This window comes from uncultured Roseivirga sp. (genome assembly GCF_963973945.1).
GTDB lineage: Bacteria > Bacteroidota > Bacteroidia > Cytophagales > Cyclobacteriaceae > Roseivirga.
Genome location: NZ_CAXBBV010000015.1, coordinates 1 through 15,263 on the forward strand (window position 1 = coordinate 1; position 15,263 = coordinate 15,263).

Consider the following 15,263-nt stretch of genomic DNA (forward strand, 5'->3'; position numbering starts at 1 on the left):
TTGACTATTGACTATTGACTATTGACTATTGACTATTGACTATTGACTATTGACCCAATACCAGAAACAATGCACATCATACCAGCCATAGATATTATAGATGGGAAATGCGTTCGGCTCACGCAAGGCGATTACGCTCAAAAAACCGAGTACGCTTCAGATCCGCTCGTAGTAGCTCAAAAATTTGAAGCTGCAGGCATCAAACGACTTCATGTAGTCGATTTGGATGGCGCAAAAGCCAGCAAGATAGTAAATGAGCCAACGCTCAAGAGAATTGCGTCCAATACCAGTCTGCATGTCGATTTTGGTGGTGGTGTAAAGTCGGATGAAGCGATTGATATGGCTTTTGCAGCTGGCGCAGCACAGATTACAGCAGGAAGTATTGCAGTGAAAGACAAAGCTTTGGTACTGAGTTGGCTTAAGAAATATGGTCCGGATAAAATTATTCTCGGTGCCGATGTGCACCACAACGAAGTGCGCATCAACGGTTGGCAAGAAGGTTCGGGAATGAACATTTTCGACTTTCTGGAAGACTATGTGAGCGCAGGAATAGAGTACGTGATCTGTACCGATGTAAGCAAGGATGGTCTGTTACAAGGGCCTTCATTTGATTTATATGATGATATTCTGAAGCGCTACCCAAAGCTAAAGCTGATTGCGAGCGGAGGAGTGGCTGAACTGGATGACCTCAAGAAATTAGAGCAAGCTGGCATGTTCGGAACCATTGTAGGAAAGGCCTATTATGAAGGAAGAATTGGCCTAGAGGAACTGGCCTCTTTTGAATAAACTAAGAACTTAAAACCAAAAAGGTGTTAACAAAACGAATCATACCCTGTCTCGACATTAAAAATGGACGCACCGTAAAGGGAGTCAACTTTGTTGATTTACGTGATGCAGGCGACCCCGTTGAGCTTGCTGCTATATACGCTGCAGAAGGAGCCGATGAATTGGTGTTTCTAGATATTACCGCTACGGTGGAAAAGCGAAAGACGCTGATAGAATTGGTGAAGCGTGTGGCGTCCCAAATCAATATTCCGTTTACAGTCGGTGGAGGTATTTCTTCCATTGCAGATGTATCGGCTTTGTTGAATGCAGGGGCAGATAAGATTTCTATCAACTCATCGGCTGTGATGCGTCCTGAATTGGTGAGTGAACTGGCCGGTGAATTCGGAAGTCAGTGTGTAGTGGTCGCTATGGACTCTCGCTTTGTAGAAGGCGAACATATCGTGCATGTAAGTGGAGGGCGTATTGCTACCGAAAGAAGAACTTTACTTTGGGCGAAAGAAGTAGAGGAGCGAGGGGCGGGTGAAATACTCCTGACTTCTATGGATCATGACGGAACCAAAGCCGGTTTTGCGAACGAACTTACGGCTAAAGTTTCGGGCTCAGTGTCCATTCCTGTCATTGCTTCAGGCGGAGCTGGCAACCAAGAACACTTCCTCGATAGCTTCACAGTTGGTCTTGCTGATGCCGCTTTGGCAGCCAGTATTTTTCACTTCAAAGAGGTGTCAATTCCAGATTTAAAAAATTATTTAAAGGGCTATAATATCCCAGTAAGAATAGAAAAATGAGAGTACTAAAAAACACAAACGAAGTAGACTTTTCAAAAGGGGATGGACTGGTTCCTGTCATCATTCAAGACCAAGTTTCGAACAAGGTTTTAATGCTCGGTTACATGAATGCTAAAGCCTTGGAGAAAACCCTATCAGAAGGTAAAGTGACTTTCTTTAGTCGTTCTAAAAACAGGCTGTGGACAAAAGGGGAGGCTTCAAATAATTATATTTATTGCAAAGAGGTTTTGATAGATTGTGATAGCGATACCTTATTGATAAAAGCAAAACCAGAAGGCCCAACTTGCCATACAGGGGATGATACTTGTTTCGAAGAAAATAATGAAATTGGGGTAGAATTTTTGGATCAGCTGACACAAGTGATTAAAGAGCGAAGAACAAAATCTCCAGAAGAATCGTATGTGTCTCATCTGTTTTCAAAGGGTATGAATAAGATTGCACAGAAGGTAGGAGAGGAAGCGGTAGAGTTGGTAATTGAAGCAAAAGACAACGATGAATCACTGTTTTTAAACGAAGGAGCAGACCTGTTATTTCACTATATGGTGCTCTTGGAAGCCAAAGGATACGCTTTAAAAGATGTAATCTCAATTCTTAAAGAAAGACATAAGTAGAAAGTGTATAAATATCTGATTTTTAATTTTTAATGTAAAATTTTTAGATGAGTCGAAAAATGAAAAAGAACGTATTTTTTACCATGTTGGTTTTCAGCTTGATGGCCAATGGAGTTTTTGCACAAGAGGCCAATGAAGGAGCTATGGGTTCGATAATTACTGATCGTCCTACGCAGACTTACTCTTCGTTTGTAGTGCCAAAAAGTGTTTTTCAAATTGAATCAGGGATCGGGTATTCAAAAGTTGGATTTCCTTCAAGAGGAGCTTTGTCTGATAATGCCAAGGTGGAAACTTTTACTTTAAATTTCCTTCAGATGAGGTATGGTGTGAGTGACAAGGTAGAGTTAAGGTTGGCTCAGAACGTTTACGTTAACCGTGGAAAAGTCAATGGTGATGTAGTAGTTAAAGGGAATGTTCAATTTGCTTCAACTTGGATAGGTGCAAAGTTCCATGTTCTAAACGAAGATGGGTTTGTTCCTCAAACCTCGTTTTTAGCAGAGTATGTTACCGATATTTTTGATGAAGATATGGAACAAGATTTGATAAATCTTAGGTTAAATTTCTCCAACACTTTAAGCAAGAAACTGACTTTGGGTTACGGGCTTGGAGGCTTCGTTCCTGTCAAAAGTGGTCCTTTTTATTTAGAGTATTCTGTGGTGGGTTCATATGCTTTTCAACCCAATTGGGGAGCCTTTCTTGAGTTGTTTGGTACCCTAAGAAACGACTGGGTAAATACTCATAATGTAGACATGGGTGTAACTTATTTAGTGAACAACAATCTTCAATTGGATGTATACACTGGCTTCGACTTGACTAATAATCTTGGAGAAACAGATTTTATTTTTGGATTGGGATTTTCTACTCGGATTCTCAAGAAATAATGTTTCTTTGCGGCATGTCTAAACAAGCTGCCAAACGAATTATGATGATGAGGCCGAAACACTTCGGCTTCGATCCTTCTACTGCTCGTTCAAATTCTTTCCAAAGCCGGGAGGGTGCGAATGAAATTGCTGCCATTGAAAACAAAGCCAAACTGGAGTTTGAAGAGGCGGTGAGTAAGCTGCGCTCAGAGGGGATTGATGTGATTGCTTTAGACGATTCAGATAGTCCTGTGAAACCCAATGCTGTTTTCCCAAACAACTGGGTCTCTTTTCATGACGATGGGAGAGTGCTACTTTACCCTATGATGACTGAGAGTAGGAGATCGGAGAGAAGGGAAGAGGTATTGACTCAGCTTGCTGAGGAAGGAATTAAGGTGGATGAGGTAATTGATCTTTCCTCATTTGAGGCGGAGGATAAATTTTTAGAGAGCACGGGCAGTATCATCCTCGATTATGATAACAAAGTTCTGTATGCATGCCTCTCTACAAGGACCCATCCAGCAGTATTAGATAAGTTTTGTGAATTGATGGGCTACGAAGCCATCTTATTTGAAGCCTTTAATAAGACCGATGAGGCCATCTACCATACCAATGTGTTGATGTGCTTGGCCGCTAAGTATGCTGTGATTTGTTTAGATGCGATTCCTCTACTTCAACGCGAAGACATATCAAGTGCCTTAGAGCGCACGAATCATGAAGTGATAGAGATTACCATGGATCAAATGTATGCTTTCGCTGGGAATATGTTGGAGGTAACCAATAGTCAGGGTGAGTCCGTATTGGTGATGTCTCAAACTGCCTATGAATCACTTTCTGCCGATCAGAAATCTAGGCTTTCTAACTATTCTAAGCTAGTTTCTGTTCCAATCCCTACCATTGAAAAGTATGGCGGTGGGAGCATTCGTTGCATGATGTGCAAAGTGGCTTAGAAATGTTTTGGATGAGTCAGGAATGAAACCAGTTACCTACTGATTCGTTAAGCGGTATTTTATTGATGTGAATGGAAATCACTGATTTAATATTTGGTGAATTTCTTCTTTACCTAAGAATCATTTTGCATTTGCTATAATCATTAGAATTAATTATAACTATCTGATAATGAGTAATTAATGATTGATTTATGAGTGATTAGGCTTATCTTTGCACCCTAAACAAAGGAGATTGTATGTTGTTGATGGTGGGGTATGATGATGAGTTGAATCATGTATTTGGTAAGATTGAAGGAGTACTAACGAAAGATCTTGCATCGAACTATCTGTCGAAAGTAGCGCAAATTGCTAGTGAGAATAAATGCCGAAAGGTAATTACAGACCTTAGAGAAGCCCAATTATTTGCGAATCAAAAGGAAATGGAAATTTTGGCCAAAGAGCTGAAGGGCATAGGTATAGAGTTGAGTTTTAGGAGGGCTATTCTTATTTCTAATGATATCAATGACTATAAGGTTTGGGAAAACTTTAATTTCCGTAATGGCTTCAAAGATATGCGCCTGTTCTCTGACGAAAGGGTGGCATTAGAATGGATGAAATCTAATAATAATTAAGGGCTAGGTTACATATTTGTGGTGTAGAAACTTTGCATTTCATTAACCAAGACAAACTTTAGCGTAGAAAGTGATTTAAGTTCGAAGCTCAAGGGCTTCATTCACTGAGCTTACGAGAGAGCTAAAGTTGTTATAGTTTATTCTCTTCGATCAGAGTAGAAAAGTTTCGAGTAGTTGTTTGCTACCTGTAGCTGATAGATTTATAAGTAAACTAATTAAGAAATTGGCGTTAATTTTTAAGGCTCCAAAGCAGCGTTACTGCTTTGGAGCCTTCTTTTTTAGTTTCCTTTTTTTGCTGGAGTTGAATAAGGAGGCGGGGTTATTTTCTTCGTTCCCTGTGCATTAAGCAACTTCAATACTTCTTGTACAGCCCGTTCCAATTGAGGATCGTTGCCCTGCGATAAAGCTTTGGCATCTTGTCTTACAGCAATATCAGGGGCTACTCCCTTATTTTCCGCCACCCATTCATTATTGATTGGATCGAAAACGGCATTATCAGGTGCAGTAAGTGAACCTCCATCTACCAAAGCATAATGAGTGGAAGATTTAACGAGCCCACCCCAAGTGGTTGCGCCAATCAATTGTCCTGCTTTCTGCTGACGGAATACCCACGGAAAGAAATCTCCCCCAGAACCCGCCATTTCGTTGATCAATAATACTTTTGGCCCTAAAATACCTGCCGGTAGCTGAAATGCTCTACCATTGGGTACTTCATTGGTAAGGCCTGCACGTACTTCCCTAGTCATTAAATCAACCATGTAATCATCTAGTAAGCCGCCTCCATTAAATCGTTCGTCAATTACAGCTCCTTCTTTATGCTGCTGTGCAAAATAATAGCGATTGAAGGATACATAACCAGGGCCGCTAGTATTGGGTACCCAAACGTAGGCCAGTCTACCATTTGAAAGTTCGTCCACTTTGCGCCTGTTGTCTTCAACCCAAGCCCTTTGTCTTAAAGCGTTCTCGCTGCCAATAGGCTCTGCAATTTCCGTCCACGAATCTTTAAAACTGGGCTTATCATTAAAGTGTAACAAAGTTTGCTGGCCTAAAGTACCGTCTAGAAATTCATGCGGATTTTGAGAGGCAGTGAGTTCTTTTCCATTAATTCCCACCAAGTAATACCCTTCTTTTACTTTCATGCCTGGCCTATCTAAAGGACTTGTAAGCCCTGGGTTCCAGCTTTCAGTAGTGAAGATTCGAGTGATCTTCCAGTAGTTTTTATCTGCTACAAGATTAGCACCGAGTAAACCTACTTTAGAGCGATCAACAGAAGGGAAATCTCCACCGCCAACAAAACTATGGCCAACAGACATTTCTCCATTTATTTGGTCTAGTATATAATTCAAATCGGTTCTGTGACGGATGTATGGAACAAGTGGAGCATATCTGTCGTACACTTTCTGCCAATCACGACCATGCATGTTTGGGTCATAGAAGTAATCTCTTTCATAACGCCATGCTTCCTCAAACATCTGTTTCCATTCTTGACCACGGTCTAGTTTCATTTGAAGATTTACTTTTACCGACTTGCCACCTTTTCCGCTTGATCCAGAGGGGCTGGTTACCTGCCAACTTCCGTTTACTTGCACCAATAATTTTTTAGCGTCAGCCGACATTGAAAATTGACCCACGCCAGTTAAAAACTCTTCTGACTCTCTTTTTTCAAGTGTGAATTTATTGAGGGTTAAACTCCAACTACCAGGCTTTCTTTCGCTAATGAATACACTTCCTTTCGGACCTGCGAGCATAGAAACATAACCTGATATGGGCAGAGGAAGCGCAATGGTACGTCTTTCAATGTTTTGCTCATCAATTCTTATTGCCTCATCTTTCTTCTCTTCTTTTGTTTCTTTGTCCTTATCCTTGTCTTCTTTTTCTTCCTCCTTTTTCTTTTTCACTTCTTCTTCATCGCTGCGCGGAACAAATGGAGATTCTGCATCTTCTTGTAGCAGCATTACATAAGCAGCGTATTGCGGGTCGGCCGACATTGAACTTGTGTTTGCCCAGCCAGAAGCCAACGCTAAATCGGTGCTGGCCAAGAAATACATATGCTTCCCGTCTAAATCCCAAGCAGGAGAGAAGGAGTCTGCCAATTCATTGGTGATAGGCCTCACGCTTTTGTCGGTCAATGACCAAACCATAATTCTTCTCAGGTTATTGAAACCCGATTTGGCATAAGCCAAATGTTTAGAGTCAGGTGACCAAGTGATGCCCGTTGAGCCGCGTTCTAAGTTGTTGCCTCCTACATCGGCCGTTGTAATGGTCTTGCTCTCAAGGTCAACCACGCGTATTCTCACATCATCGTCAACAAAGGCAATTTTCTTACCGTCAGGAGACCAAGTAGGCTCCCATGCCATTTTTGACTCGCCAATACTAATGCTTTCTGGTGCGGAAAGTCCGTCTTGGTTGGCCAACATTAAAGAGTAGCCTTTTCCGTTTGCGTCTGAAAACCAAGCAATCTTTTCTCCTTCTGGTGACCATATAGGGGCACGATCGGCCGTATGAGAACTTTGCGTAATGTTTCGGGCATCGCCATACTCGGTAGGTACAGTAAATATTTCGCCTCTGGCTTCCATAATTACTCTTTTACCCGAAGCAGAAAGTGAAACTGAACGGGCTCTTCTGCTCACGTCTTCCCATTGTGTTTCGTACCAAGGGAAATCACCAACTACGTTAATATTGAGTTGTGTTGTTTTTCCATTGGCAGGGTTTAGTTTATGCAAATAGCCTTCTCTTTCAATAATCAATTCATTGTTACCCTTACCTAACCACTTAACATCGGTGTCCTTGAATTTGGTGATTTGTTTGAACTGACCAGAACGGGTTTCGTAAGCCCATACGTTCATAATCCAATCTCTGTCTGAAAGGAAATAAATGGTTTCGCCCATCCATACAGGCAGAATATCTATGGTTTTCTCGTTAGAAAGCAAAGTTTCGTTTTGGCTGTTCAAATCGAGAATGATCAGGGGAGTGTTTTGTCCGCCTCTGTAATTTCTAAATTCACTTTCCCAGCGACTCATCTTGTCCAGAATAATTTGCTTTCCGTTAGGGGAGTAGTCTCCATTATTTCCCCATTGGGCACTTACTTGGGTAGAAGGGCCGCCTTCCTTTGGAATAGTCCACAAATGATTGATGGATGTTGGAGCGCTTTCTCTTGAGCTGGCATATAGCACCCTTTTTCCATCGGGGGTCCAGCCTCTAGATATTGCCCCTGAAGGGTGGTAGGTAAGCCTTTTAGGTGTGCCTCCTGTTACAGGAATTGTGTATACAGAATTACCTCCTGAACGATTGGAAGTAAAGGCAATTGAATTACCATCTGGTGAAAAATGCGGGTCACTTTCCACTGCTGGGGTACTTGTAAGGCGCACTAAGTTTTGCCCATTGCTATCTGTAAGCCATAAATCCCCTCCATAAATAAAGACAATATGCGTGCTGCTCATTGTAGGTTGGCGCAGTAGTCTTGTTCCTTGCGCTCTTGTGTTAAAGCTAGCGCAGCATATTAGTAGCAGTACTAAAAAGTAGTTCTTAAACTGTGTGATTTGTTGCATGATTGAGTTGACAATTTTTAATAGTGAAAAAAGTGGAGCACAATATTCCAATTGATATTGAATGTTTTGACGGCATTCAATACCAAAAGGTAACAAATCTTTAGCTTTTTGAAGAATTTACAACAAAGTTGAGCCGATGGGTTGGCTTAAATAAACTAAGCCTAAGTCTCGTTAAATTTGAGGTTGAAATAAGAGTAATAGAATGGAAGAGGTGGTTAACGTTTCGACTTATAGTCGATTCGAAGCTCTCTGTCATTCAATTGATCAGAAGTACCTTTGAATACTTGCATGCCGCCTCTATAGTAGCCTGTGTTTTTCTTCACTTCTATAAGTACACAGTATTCAAGGTCACCCAAGTCGAATTGATAAAACCCTTGCTTGTTTGGAATTACAGTCAATTTAGGCTTTATGTCCTGTTTTTCGAGCTTCTTAAGGTCATAAAAAGTAGTTCCCTCGCTTTGGTAAGCAACACTTTCTATGGCTTCTTTATGGGTGATATCATACAGAAGAATGCTGTTCTGAACAGGAACCCCAACACTATCTTGGCCTACATACTCCTTCAAATGACCATAAAACCCACTAATGATGGTTGCGTCATTGATCCTTTTAGACATTTTAACCTTAAAATTGAAGTCTAATGGTTTTTGAGGAACGCTTTCTTTTTTACAGCTTACTGCTACCGCGAAAACTAAAAGGGCTGAAAGGATAATCTTAATGCGCATTGAATACTGATTTTTGAGATCACGAAGTAAACAAAATTATTTGAGCAATCCCGTGGTGTTGTACTGAAATAGGATGACTCTTTTACAATTAAGTAATCAACCCATTTTGGGTGAATAAATTTCATCAACTTTTTACTGATTAAAAGTGGATTTTCTCAACCTGAGAATGGCATCTCCGTATCTCTGATATTTACTTTTAAACGGGTCAAATTTAAATGAAGAAAACGTTTTTAATACTTACTGCATTCATACTCATCTGTGCTTGTACACAAGATTCTGATAACCAACCAGATGTTCCCATAATTGATCAGCCAACGCTTTATACGTTACCAGTTGTTGTACATGTAATTCATGATGGTGAAGATATTGGAGGGAGCATAAATTTAGCTGAAAGTAAAATTAAGGAACAGATTGAAGGTCTTAACAATGATTTTAGACGAGTGAAAGGAACACTTGGTGAAAATAACTCTCCTATTAGCGATGATGCTTTCATTCAATTTAAATTAGCAGAGTTTACTCCTGAAGGTGAAATGACCAATGGAATTAATCGAGTGAATTATTTTGATGTATTTCCTCGAGTTAACGATTACGTAGATTTATTCGATAGACTACCAAAGCTAGCCAATTGGGATCCTGAAAAATATATCAACATTTGGGTTTACGCACTTCCTCCAAACACCTTAGCTGGTCGCGCATCCTTTCCTTCGACCGATTTACCTGGACTTGAGGGTGGCCTTGCAACTATTGGCGATGGCGTTATGGTCAATTCCTTCCATTTTGGATTTTCGACTGTAGACGGCACAGTTAATTTAGGTAAAACTTTAACTCACGAAATGGGGCACTTTCTCGGCCTTTTACACCTTTGGGGCTTAGCACATGAAGGAGAGGATTGTTTTGAATATGATGATTTTGTTCAAGACACTCCTTTTGTAAGTAGATCTATCAGCGGTTGTAATGGCAATATTCCATTGGCATGTGATGGATCGGTAGCGCCAACCAATAACTATATGAACCTCACTTCTGACGAATGCATGAGTGTATTCACCAAAGGTCAAATAGCTAGAATGAGGTACGTTTTGGAAAACGCTCCTAGAAGAATGACACTGAGAACTTCAAACGCTATTACTAGAGAGTAGTTGAATAAATGCTTATTGAATACTTGAGGTACTAAAATCTCTTTAAATATGCTCCAATTAGAGCTGTGGCTTGGCTTAGCAGGAGGTTTTAGGGAATTATTTTGATAGGTAGGTAACTAGAAAATGCTTGTACGTCTATGTCCTAAACAACAGAAACCTCAAAGTCAATTGGGCATCAAAAAAAAGACCGTCTAAAAATGGTTTTTAGACGGTCTTTATACATTCAAAATTAAAAACGATTACTTTTTGTACCAGATGTCTTGAAGTACTCTGGTGTCTTTACTTTGTTTCTTTCCATTCATTTCAAGCACAATGGTGAATTCACCAGGTTGAATTGACTTGGTCATGTATCTAGCCTGAGCAATTCTTTGTTCCAAATCTTCACCACTCATTCCGAAACGCTCGAAACGCGCTCTCATTTGCTGCAAATCACTTGCTGGTCTTTCGCCTGTAATTTCATTCATTCCCCAGATTGTTTGATTTAATCCAGCTTTGGCGTTAACCTCCATTTTGTAAATTTCTCTGGTACCTTTAAAAATTTTAATGGTCGCTTTACCAGCATTTTTTGCATGGAAATTAATGTGAACACCGTCTGCACGGCTTTCTCCATTAAAGTTGGTGTAAGCCGAAGTATTGCTTAAGCCACGTACCCATTGTACAGCAGGCTGTACATCGAATAATGTAACATCAGAATTAAAGGCATCTGAAGTTAGACCTTGCAAAGGAGTAATGTCTGCAATGAATATACCTCTACCATGTGTTGCTACCACAAGCTCATTCTCTCTTGGGTGAATCACCATGTCGTAAGCTGGGTTAGTAGGGTAGTTATTGCTAAGTTTTGCCCAGTTTTTACCGCCATCTGCACTTGCGTAAACTGAAAGCTCAGTACCAACAAATAACAAATTAGGGTTTTTGTGGTCTTCACGGATTACGTTTACTGGCTCGTTTGGAAGGCCAGATGCTAATGAAGTCCATGTTTTTCCATAGTCTGTTGTTTTATAAAGGTATGCGTTGAAAACATCTCTACGCATTCCATTGTATGAAACATAGGCTGTTCCTGGAGTATGGGCTGAAGCTTCAACTCTAGTTACCCAGTACTCAGGGTTGTTTGGTACATTAGCATTTAAGTTAGTCCATGTTTTACCACCGTCACGGGTTACTTGTAAATTCCCATCATCTGTACCTGCCCAAAGCTCATTCGCATCAATTGGTGATTCCTCAAGCGTGGTAATTGTTCCGTACTGGATATTACCCGTTCCGTTGGCTTTTACAGGATCGTTCTTACTTAAGTCACCACTGATTTCTGACCAGCTTTCGCCTCTGAAATTAGATTTAACCACTTTGTTGCCTGCATGGTATATAATATCGCTGTTGTGTTGAGATACTACTATTGGAGCATTCCAGTTCCAACGCATATTACGATCGCCCGTATAACGAATACCTTTACTTTCGCCTGTTTCCATATCTAGCCTAGAAAGCGGGCCAAATTGTGATTCATTATATAGGTATCTGTTGTTGGTTCTATCAACTACATTGTACATACCATCTCCACCGCCTGTACGGTTCCAATCTTCTAAACCGATAGAAGAACCACCTCTTTTAGAGCTTGGGCCTCTTACCGAACCGTTGTCTTGTAAACCACCATATACATTGTATGGGTAGTTCATGTCAACATCTACTGCATAGAATTGAGCCAATGGAATTTCATCTGGATGGTACCAAGTTTTACCACCATCATAGGTGATTCCCATTCCATGATCATAACCTAAAAGCATGTGCTCTGGGTCGGCTGGGTCAATCCACATGGCGTGGTTGTCTCCACCGAATCTGAAAGGAGTTTCCCAAGTTTTCCCACCGTTTCTAGATTCCCACATTCCTATACCAATTACATACACATGGTCAGGGTCTTTTGGGTTTACTCTTACTTGCTGATAGTAATATGAAGGTGCACCACCAATATCTTCTCCATCAGGGCTGATTTTTCTCCATGATTCTCCGCCATCGTTAGAGCGATACATTTCTGTTCCGTCTACAGACTGATTTCTTTCTAAAGGAATACCAATCTCCAACATTCTTCTTCTTTCTTCTGTAGAAATACCATCAACGTTTACGTTTTCAACATTGGCATATACTACTTTTGAATTGCTAGGTGCATAAGCCACACCAATTCTACCTAAGAAACCACCTGGAAGACCTTTAGAAAGTTTTTTCCAAGTTCTACCACCGTTGGTTGATTTGTAGATTCCACTTCCTTCTCCACCTTCATTGAAGGTCCAAGGTGTTCTGATTTTATCGTAAGCAGCAGCAATAATAGTGTTAGGGTCGCTAGGGCTCATGGCCATATCAACCACACCAATAAACTTTCCGTCTGCTTTTTTAACTTCAAGTACTTTTGACCAAGTTTTTCCGCCATTAGTGGTTTTGTACAAACCTCTTTCTGGGTTGTCTGAATAAAGCTTACCCAATGCCGCTACGTAAACTACATCTGAGTTTTTAGGGTCAATCAGGATTCTACCAATATGGTGCGATTCAGGAAGACCCATGTTGGTCCATGTTTTACCTGCATCAGTAGATTTATAAATACCATTTCCCCAGTATGAACTCCTTGAGTTATTGGCTTCACCAGAACCTACCCAAACTACATCATTGTTGCGTTGGTCTACGGCAATAGCACCTACTGAAATAATATTCTCATTGTCGAAAATTGGCTCCCAAGAAATTCCGTTGTTCACAGATTTCCATACGCCACCCGAAGCGGTTGCAGCATATATAATTTTGGTTGATTTGTCGACTACTGCAAAATCCACATATCGACCACCTTGGCGAGTAGGGCCAATGTCTCTAAAGTGAATTCTGTCGGCTACGTTGGCCGGAATCTTTTGCGCTTGTGCAAACGGAGCCGCAAAGCACAATAAGAATAGCAAAAAGCTAGCGATCTTAGTGTTTTTTGTAAATCTAAATTTCATAGTTATTGATTTGAACCGCGTTAAATTACTTCAATTTAGACCGTAGGCAAAAGACGGGTACAAAGATTACATGAATGGTTTCTTTAAAATGAGATTCATCTAACCGTGTATGGCTTTGATGAATGAATATTTGGCGAATCTTCATTTTCACCGAATTAAAATTTACATTAAGGCCTATCCTTTAAACGGAAAACAAATTTTAATCCAGACCAAACTTCATCTACGGCACAAACCTTTACATCTACTAAGCCACTTTTTAACCCGATGCTTCTGACAATACCGTCATCAATATCAGTTAGCACTTTAGAGGCTTTCTTAGGCCAAGAAATCCAGAGCATCCCAGTTGGCTTAAGTTGTGATTTTAAGTTTAGAATTTTGCCTTGAAGCTCTTCTTCAGACTTTGTGAAAAAATGAATAAAATCGACTAAATCTTCACTTTGACTATCGACAAGGTGAAGGTTGCTAGGTAGGCTGTCAAAGAGATTCCAGTAATAATCGGGTTTGTTTAAAACCATAATTTTGAATCCATCTTTGATGCCCATTTTTTTAAGAAGTGGTGAGCCAGAGTATCCTGCCATGATCGTTCAATTCAGAAATTTTAGAAACTCAAAAAGCCGATAATATATATGGTATGGCCTAGGGTTAGGGAGTGTACTTAATGCCACTGCTGAATTTAATCTTTTTTCCTCTAAAGAAGGGACACAATTACTTGTCTTTTATTAGTGATTAGTCGAGTTGAATATTATTTTTGCGCATGGCTGAACAGATACTTATTCTGGATTTCGGTTCTCAGTATACTCAACTAATTGCCCGTAGAGTTAGAGAACTCAATGTCTATTGCGAAATCCACCCTTTCAATAACATACCACCCATTACAGACGACATAAAAGGAGTCATTCTTTCAGGAAGTCCTTGTTCTGTAAGAGATGCAGGTTCTCCTGATTTAGACCTTAGTCAATTCAGGGGTAAGCTACCTTTATTAGGTGTTTGCTATGGCGCCCAACTTATGGCTCAAAAATTTGGTGGCAATGTATTACCTTCTGAAATAAGAGAATACGGTCGTGCTAAATTGAATCATGTGGACATGCAGTCGGATTTGATGAAAGAAATCAATTTGGGTTCACAAGTATGGATGTCGCATGGAGATACCATTTCTGATCTTCCAGCTGATTTTGATGTAATAGCCAGTACGCCAAGTGTTAAGGTAGCCGCATATAAAATTCGAAGCGAAGAAACTTACGGAATTCAGTTTCACCCAGAAGTAACTCATTCAACTGAAGGAAAAGAGTTACTAAGGAATTTTGTGGTACATATCGCTCAGTGTAGTCAAGACTGGACACCAGATGTATTCGTAGAATCAACTGTGGCCGAACTTCAAGAAAAATTGGGGAACGATAAAGTAGTGCTTGGTCTTTCAGGAGGAGTAGATTCCTCTGTGGCGGCTGTACTTATTCATAAAGCCATTGGCGAAAACTTACACTGTATTTTTGTTGATAATGGTCTTTTAAGAAAAAATGAATTCGAGAGCGTTTTAGAGTCCTACAAAGGAATGGGCTTGAACGTAAAGGGCGTTAATGCAAAAGACCAATTCTACAAAGCACTTGAAGGAATTTCTGATCCTGAAGGGAAAAGAAAGGCCATTGGTCGTGTTTTTATTGAAGTGTTTGACCAAGAAGCACAGAAGATTCAAGGCGTTAAATGGTTAGGCCAAGGCACTATATATCCAGATATTATTGAGTCAGTTTCTGTTAATGGCCCATCGGCTACAATAAAGTCGCATCACAACGTTGGTGGTTTACCTGATAAAATGAATTTGAAGGTTGTAGAACCATTGAACACACTTTTTAAAGATGGAGTAAGGCTTGTAGGGAAGTCGTTAGATATTGATCAAAATATTCTAGGTAGACATCCTTTCCCGGGACCAGGTTTGGGAATCCGTATATTAGGAGATATTACTGCTGAAAAAGTAGCCATTCTTCAAGAAGTAGACTACATCTTTATCAATGGGCTAAAAGAAGCTGGTTTGTATGATGATGTATGGCAGGCAGGCGCAATGCTACTCCCAGTTCAGTCGGTTGGTGTAATGGGAGATGAACGTACCTATGAAAAAGTAGTGGCGCTCAGAGCAGTAAGCAGTGTAGATGGAATGACGGCTGATTGGTGTAATTTGCCATATGAGTTTTTACAGGACGTTTCAAATAAAATTATCAATCAAGTAAAGGGAGTAAACAGAGTGGTTTATGATATAAGCTCTAAACCACCCGCTACAATAGAATGGGAGTAAAAAT

Annotated in this window: 12 protein-coding genes; 8 read left to right on the plus strand and 4 right to left on the minus strand. The window is 40.3% G+C overall.

What is annotated here, in order from left to right; all coding sequences use genetic code 11:
• Positions 1 to 69 precede the first annotated feature (69 nt).
• From hisA to AAC026_RS17700, 6 genes are all read left to right on the plus strand, one after another.
• Complete coding sequence (hisA, locus tag AAC026_RS17675) at positions 70 to 786, plus strand: 1-(5-phosphoribosyl)-5-[(5-phosphoribosylamino)methylideneamino]imidazole-4-carboxamide isomerase (RefSeq protein WP_339700853.1); 717 nt, start codon at positions 70 to 72, stop codon at positions 784 to 786.
• Between the two features lie 23 nt (positions 787 to 809).
• Positions 810 to 1,571, plus strand: a complete 762-nt coding sequence (gene hisF / locus AAC026_RS17680; protein WP_339700856.1) for an imidazole glycerol phosphate synthase subunit HisF — start codon at positions 810 to 812, stop codon at positions 1,569 to 1,571.
• Positions 1,568 to 2,182: a bifunctional phosphoribosyl-AMP cyclohydrolase/phosphoribosyl-ATP diphosphatase HisIE gene (hisIE, locus tag AAC026_RS17685; RefSeq protein WP_339700859.1), complete on the plus strand. Its 615-nt coding sequence runs from the start codon at positions 1,568 to 1,570 to the stop codon at positions 2,180 to 2,182. The genes hisF and hisIE overlap by 4 nt, the downstream gene beginning before the upstream one ends.
• Before the next feature lie 59 nt (positions 2,183 to 2,241).
• Positions 2,242 to 3,063 carry a transporter gene (locus tag AAC026_RS17690; protein WP_339700862.1) on the plus strand — a complete coding sequence of 274 codons (822 nt, stop codon included), beginning with the start codon at positions 2,242 to 2,244 and terminating at the stop codon, positions 3,061 to 3,063.
• A 14-nt stretch (positions 3,064 to 3,077) separates the two neighbouring features.
• Entirely contained in the window at positions 3,078 to 3,992 is a 915-nt protein-coding gene (locus AAC026_RS17695) for an arginine deiminase-related protein (RefSeq protein ID WP_339700865.1), read from the plus strand.
• A gap of 236 nt (positions 3,993 to 4,228) precedes the next feature.
• Positions 4,229 to 4,603, plus strand: coding sequence for a hypothetical protein (locus tag AAC026_RS17700; protein ID WP_339609562.1), 375 nt, complete (start codon positions 4,229 to 4,231; stop codon positions 4,601 to 4,603).
• 278 nt (positions 4,604 to 4,881) lie between these two features.
• On the opposite strand, the gene AAC026_RS17705 is transcribed toward AAC026_RS17700, so the two are convergent.
• Positions 4,882 to 8,151, minus strand: a complete 3,270-nt coding sequence (locus tag AAC026_RS17705) for a PDZ domain-containing protein (protein WP_339700868.1) — start codon at positions 8,149 to 8,151, stop codon at positions 4,882 to 4,884.
• Between the two features lie 215 nt (positions 8,152 to 8,366).
• The gene (locus AAC026_RS17710) at positions 8,367 to 8,873 is read right to left on the minus strand and encodes a hypothetical protein (RefSeq protein ID WP_339700871.1); all 507 of its coding nucleotides are present in this window, start codon (positions 8,871 to 8,873) and stop codon (positions 8,367 to 8,369) included.
• A gap of 215 nt (positions 8,874 to 9,088) precedes the next feature.
• On the opposite strand from AAC026_RS17710, the gene AAC026_RS17715 reads away from it, so the two are divergent.
• Positions 9,089 to 10,009, plus strand: coding sequence for a M43 family zinc metalloprotease (locus AAC026_RS17715; RefSeq protein ID WP_339700874.1), 921 nt, complete (start codon positions 9,089 to 9,091; stop codon positions 10,007 to 10,009).
• 239 nt (positions 10,010 to 10,248) lie between these two features.
• Here the strand turns inward: AAC026_RS17715 and AAC026_RS17720 are convergent, their stop codons facing one another.
• Together AAC026_RS17720 and AAC026_RS17725 are read right to left on the minus strand one after the other, a co-directional pair.
• Complete coding sequence (locus AAC026_RS17720) at positions 10,249 to 12,975, minus strand: hypothetical protein (protein ID WP_339700877.1); 2,727 nt, start codon at positions 12,973 to 12,975, stop codon at positions 10,249 to 10,251.
• Positions 12,976 to 13,142: 167 nt separating this feature from the next.
• Positions 13,143 to 13,553, minus strand: a complete 411-nt coding sequence (locus AAC026_RS17725; protein WP_339700880.1) for a DUF3052 family protein — start codon at positions 13,551 to 13,553, stop codon at positions 13,143 to 13,145.
• Positions 13,554 to 13,729: 176 nt separating this feature from the next.
• On the opposite strand from AAC026_RS17725, the gene guaA reads away from it, so the two are divergent.
• Positions 13,730 to 15,259: a glutamine-hydrolyzing GMP synthase gene (guaA, locus tag AAC026_RS17730; protein ID WP_339700883.1), complete on the plus strand. Its 1,530-nt coding sequence runs from the start codon at positions 13,730 to 13,732 to the stop codon at positions 15,257 to 15,259.
• Positions 15,260 to 15,263: the final 4 nt, after the last annotated feature.

Bases quoted from the DNA above. Each gene is read 5' to 3' on its own strand.
- hisA (WP_339700853.1), top strand. From the start codon at position 70: ATGCACATCATACCAGCCATAGATATTATAGATGGGAAATGCGTTCGG.
- hisIE (WP_339700859.1), top strand. From the start codon at position 1,568: ATGAGAGTACTAAAAAACACAAACGAAGTAGACTTTTCAAAAGGGGAT.
- AAC026_RS17690 (WP_339700862.1), top strand. From the start codon at position 2,242: ATGAAAAAGAACGTATTTTTTACCATGTTGGTTTTCAGCTTGATGGCC.
- AAC026_RS17695 (WP_339700865.1), top strand. From the start codon at position 3,078: ATGTCTAAACAAGCTGCCAAACGAATTATGATGATGAGGCCGAAACAC.
- AAC026_RS17700 (WP_339609562.1), top strand. From the start codon at position 4,229: ATGTTGTTGATGGTGGGGTATGATGATGAGTTGAATCATGTATTTGGT.
- AAC026_RS17705 (WP_339700868.1), bottom strand. From the start codon at position 8,151: ATGCAACAAATCACACAGTTTAAGAACTACTTTTTAGTACTGCTACTA.
- AAC026_RS17710 (WP_339700871.1), bottom strand. From the start codon at position 8,873: ATGCGCATTAAGATTATCCTTTCAGCCCTTTTAGTTTTCGCGGTAGCA.
- AAC026_RS17715 (WP_339700874.1), top strand. From the start codon at position 9,089: ATGAAGAAAACGTTTTTAATACTTACTGCATTCATACTCATCTGTGCT.
- AAC026_RS17720 (WP_339700877.1), bottom strand. From the start codon at position 12,975: ATGAAATTTAGATTTACAAAAAACACTAAGATCGCTAGCTTTTTGCTA.
- AAC026_RS17725 (WP_339700880.1), bottom strand. From the start codon at position 13,553: ATGGCAGGATACTCTGGCTCACCACTTCTTAAAAAAATGGGCATCAAA.
- guaA (WP_339700883.1), top strand. From the start codon at position 13,730: ATGGCTGAACAGATACTTATTCTGGATTTCGGTTCTCAGTATACTCAA.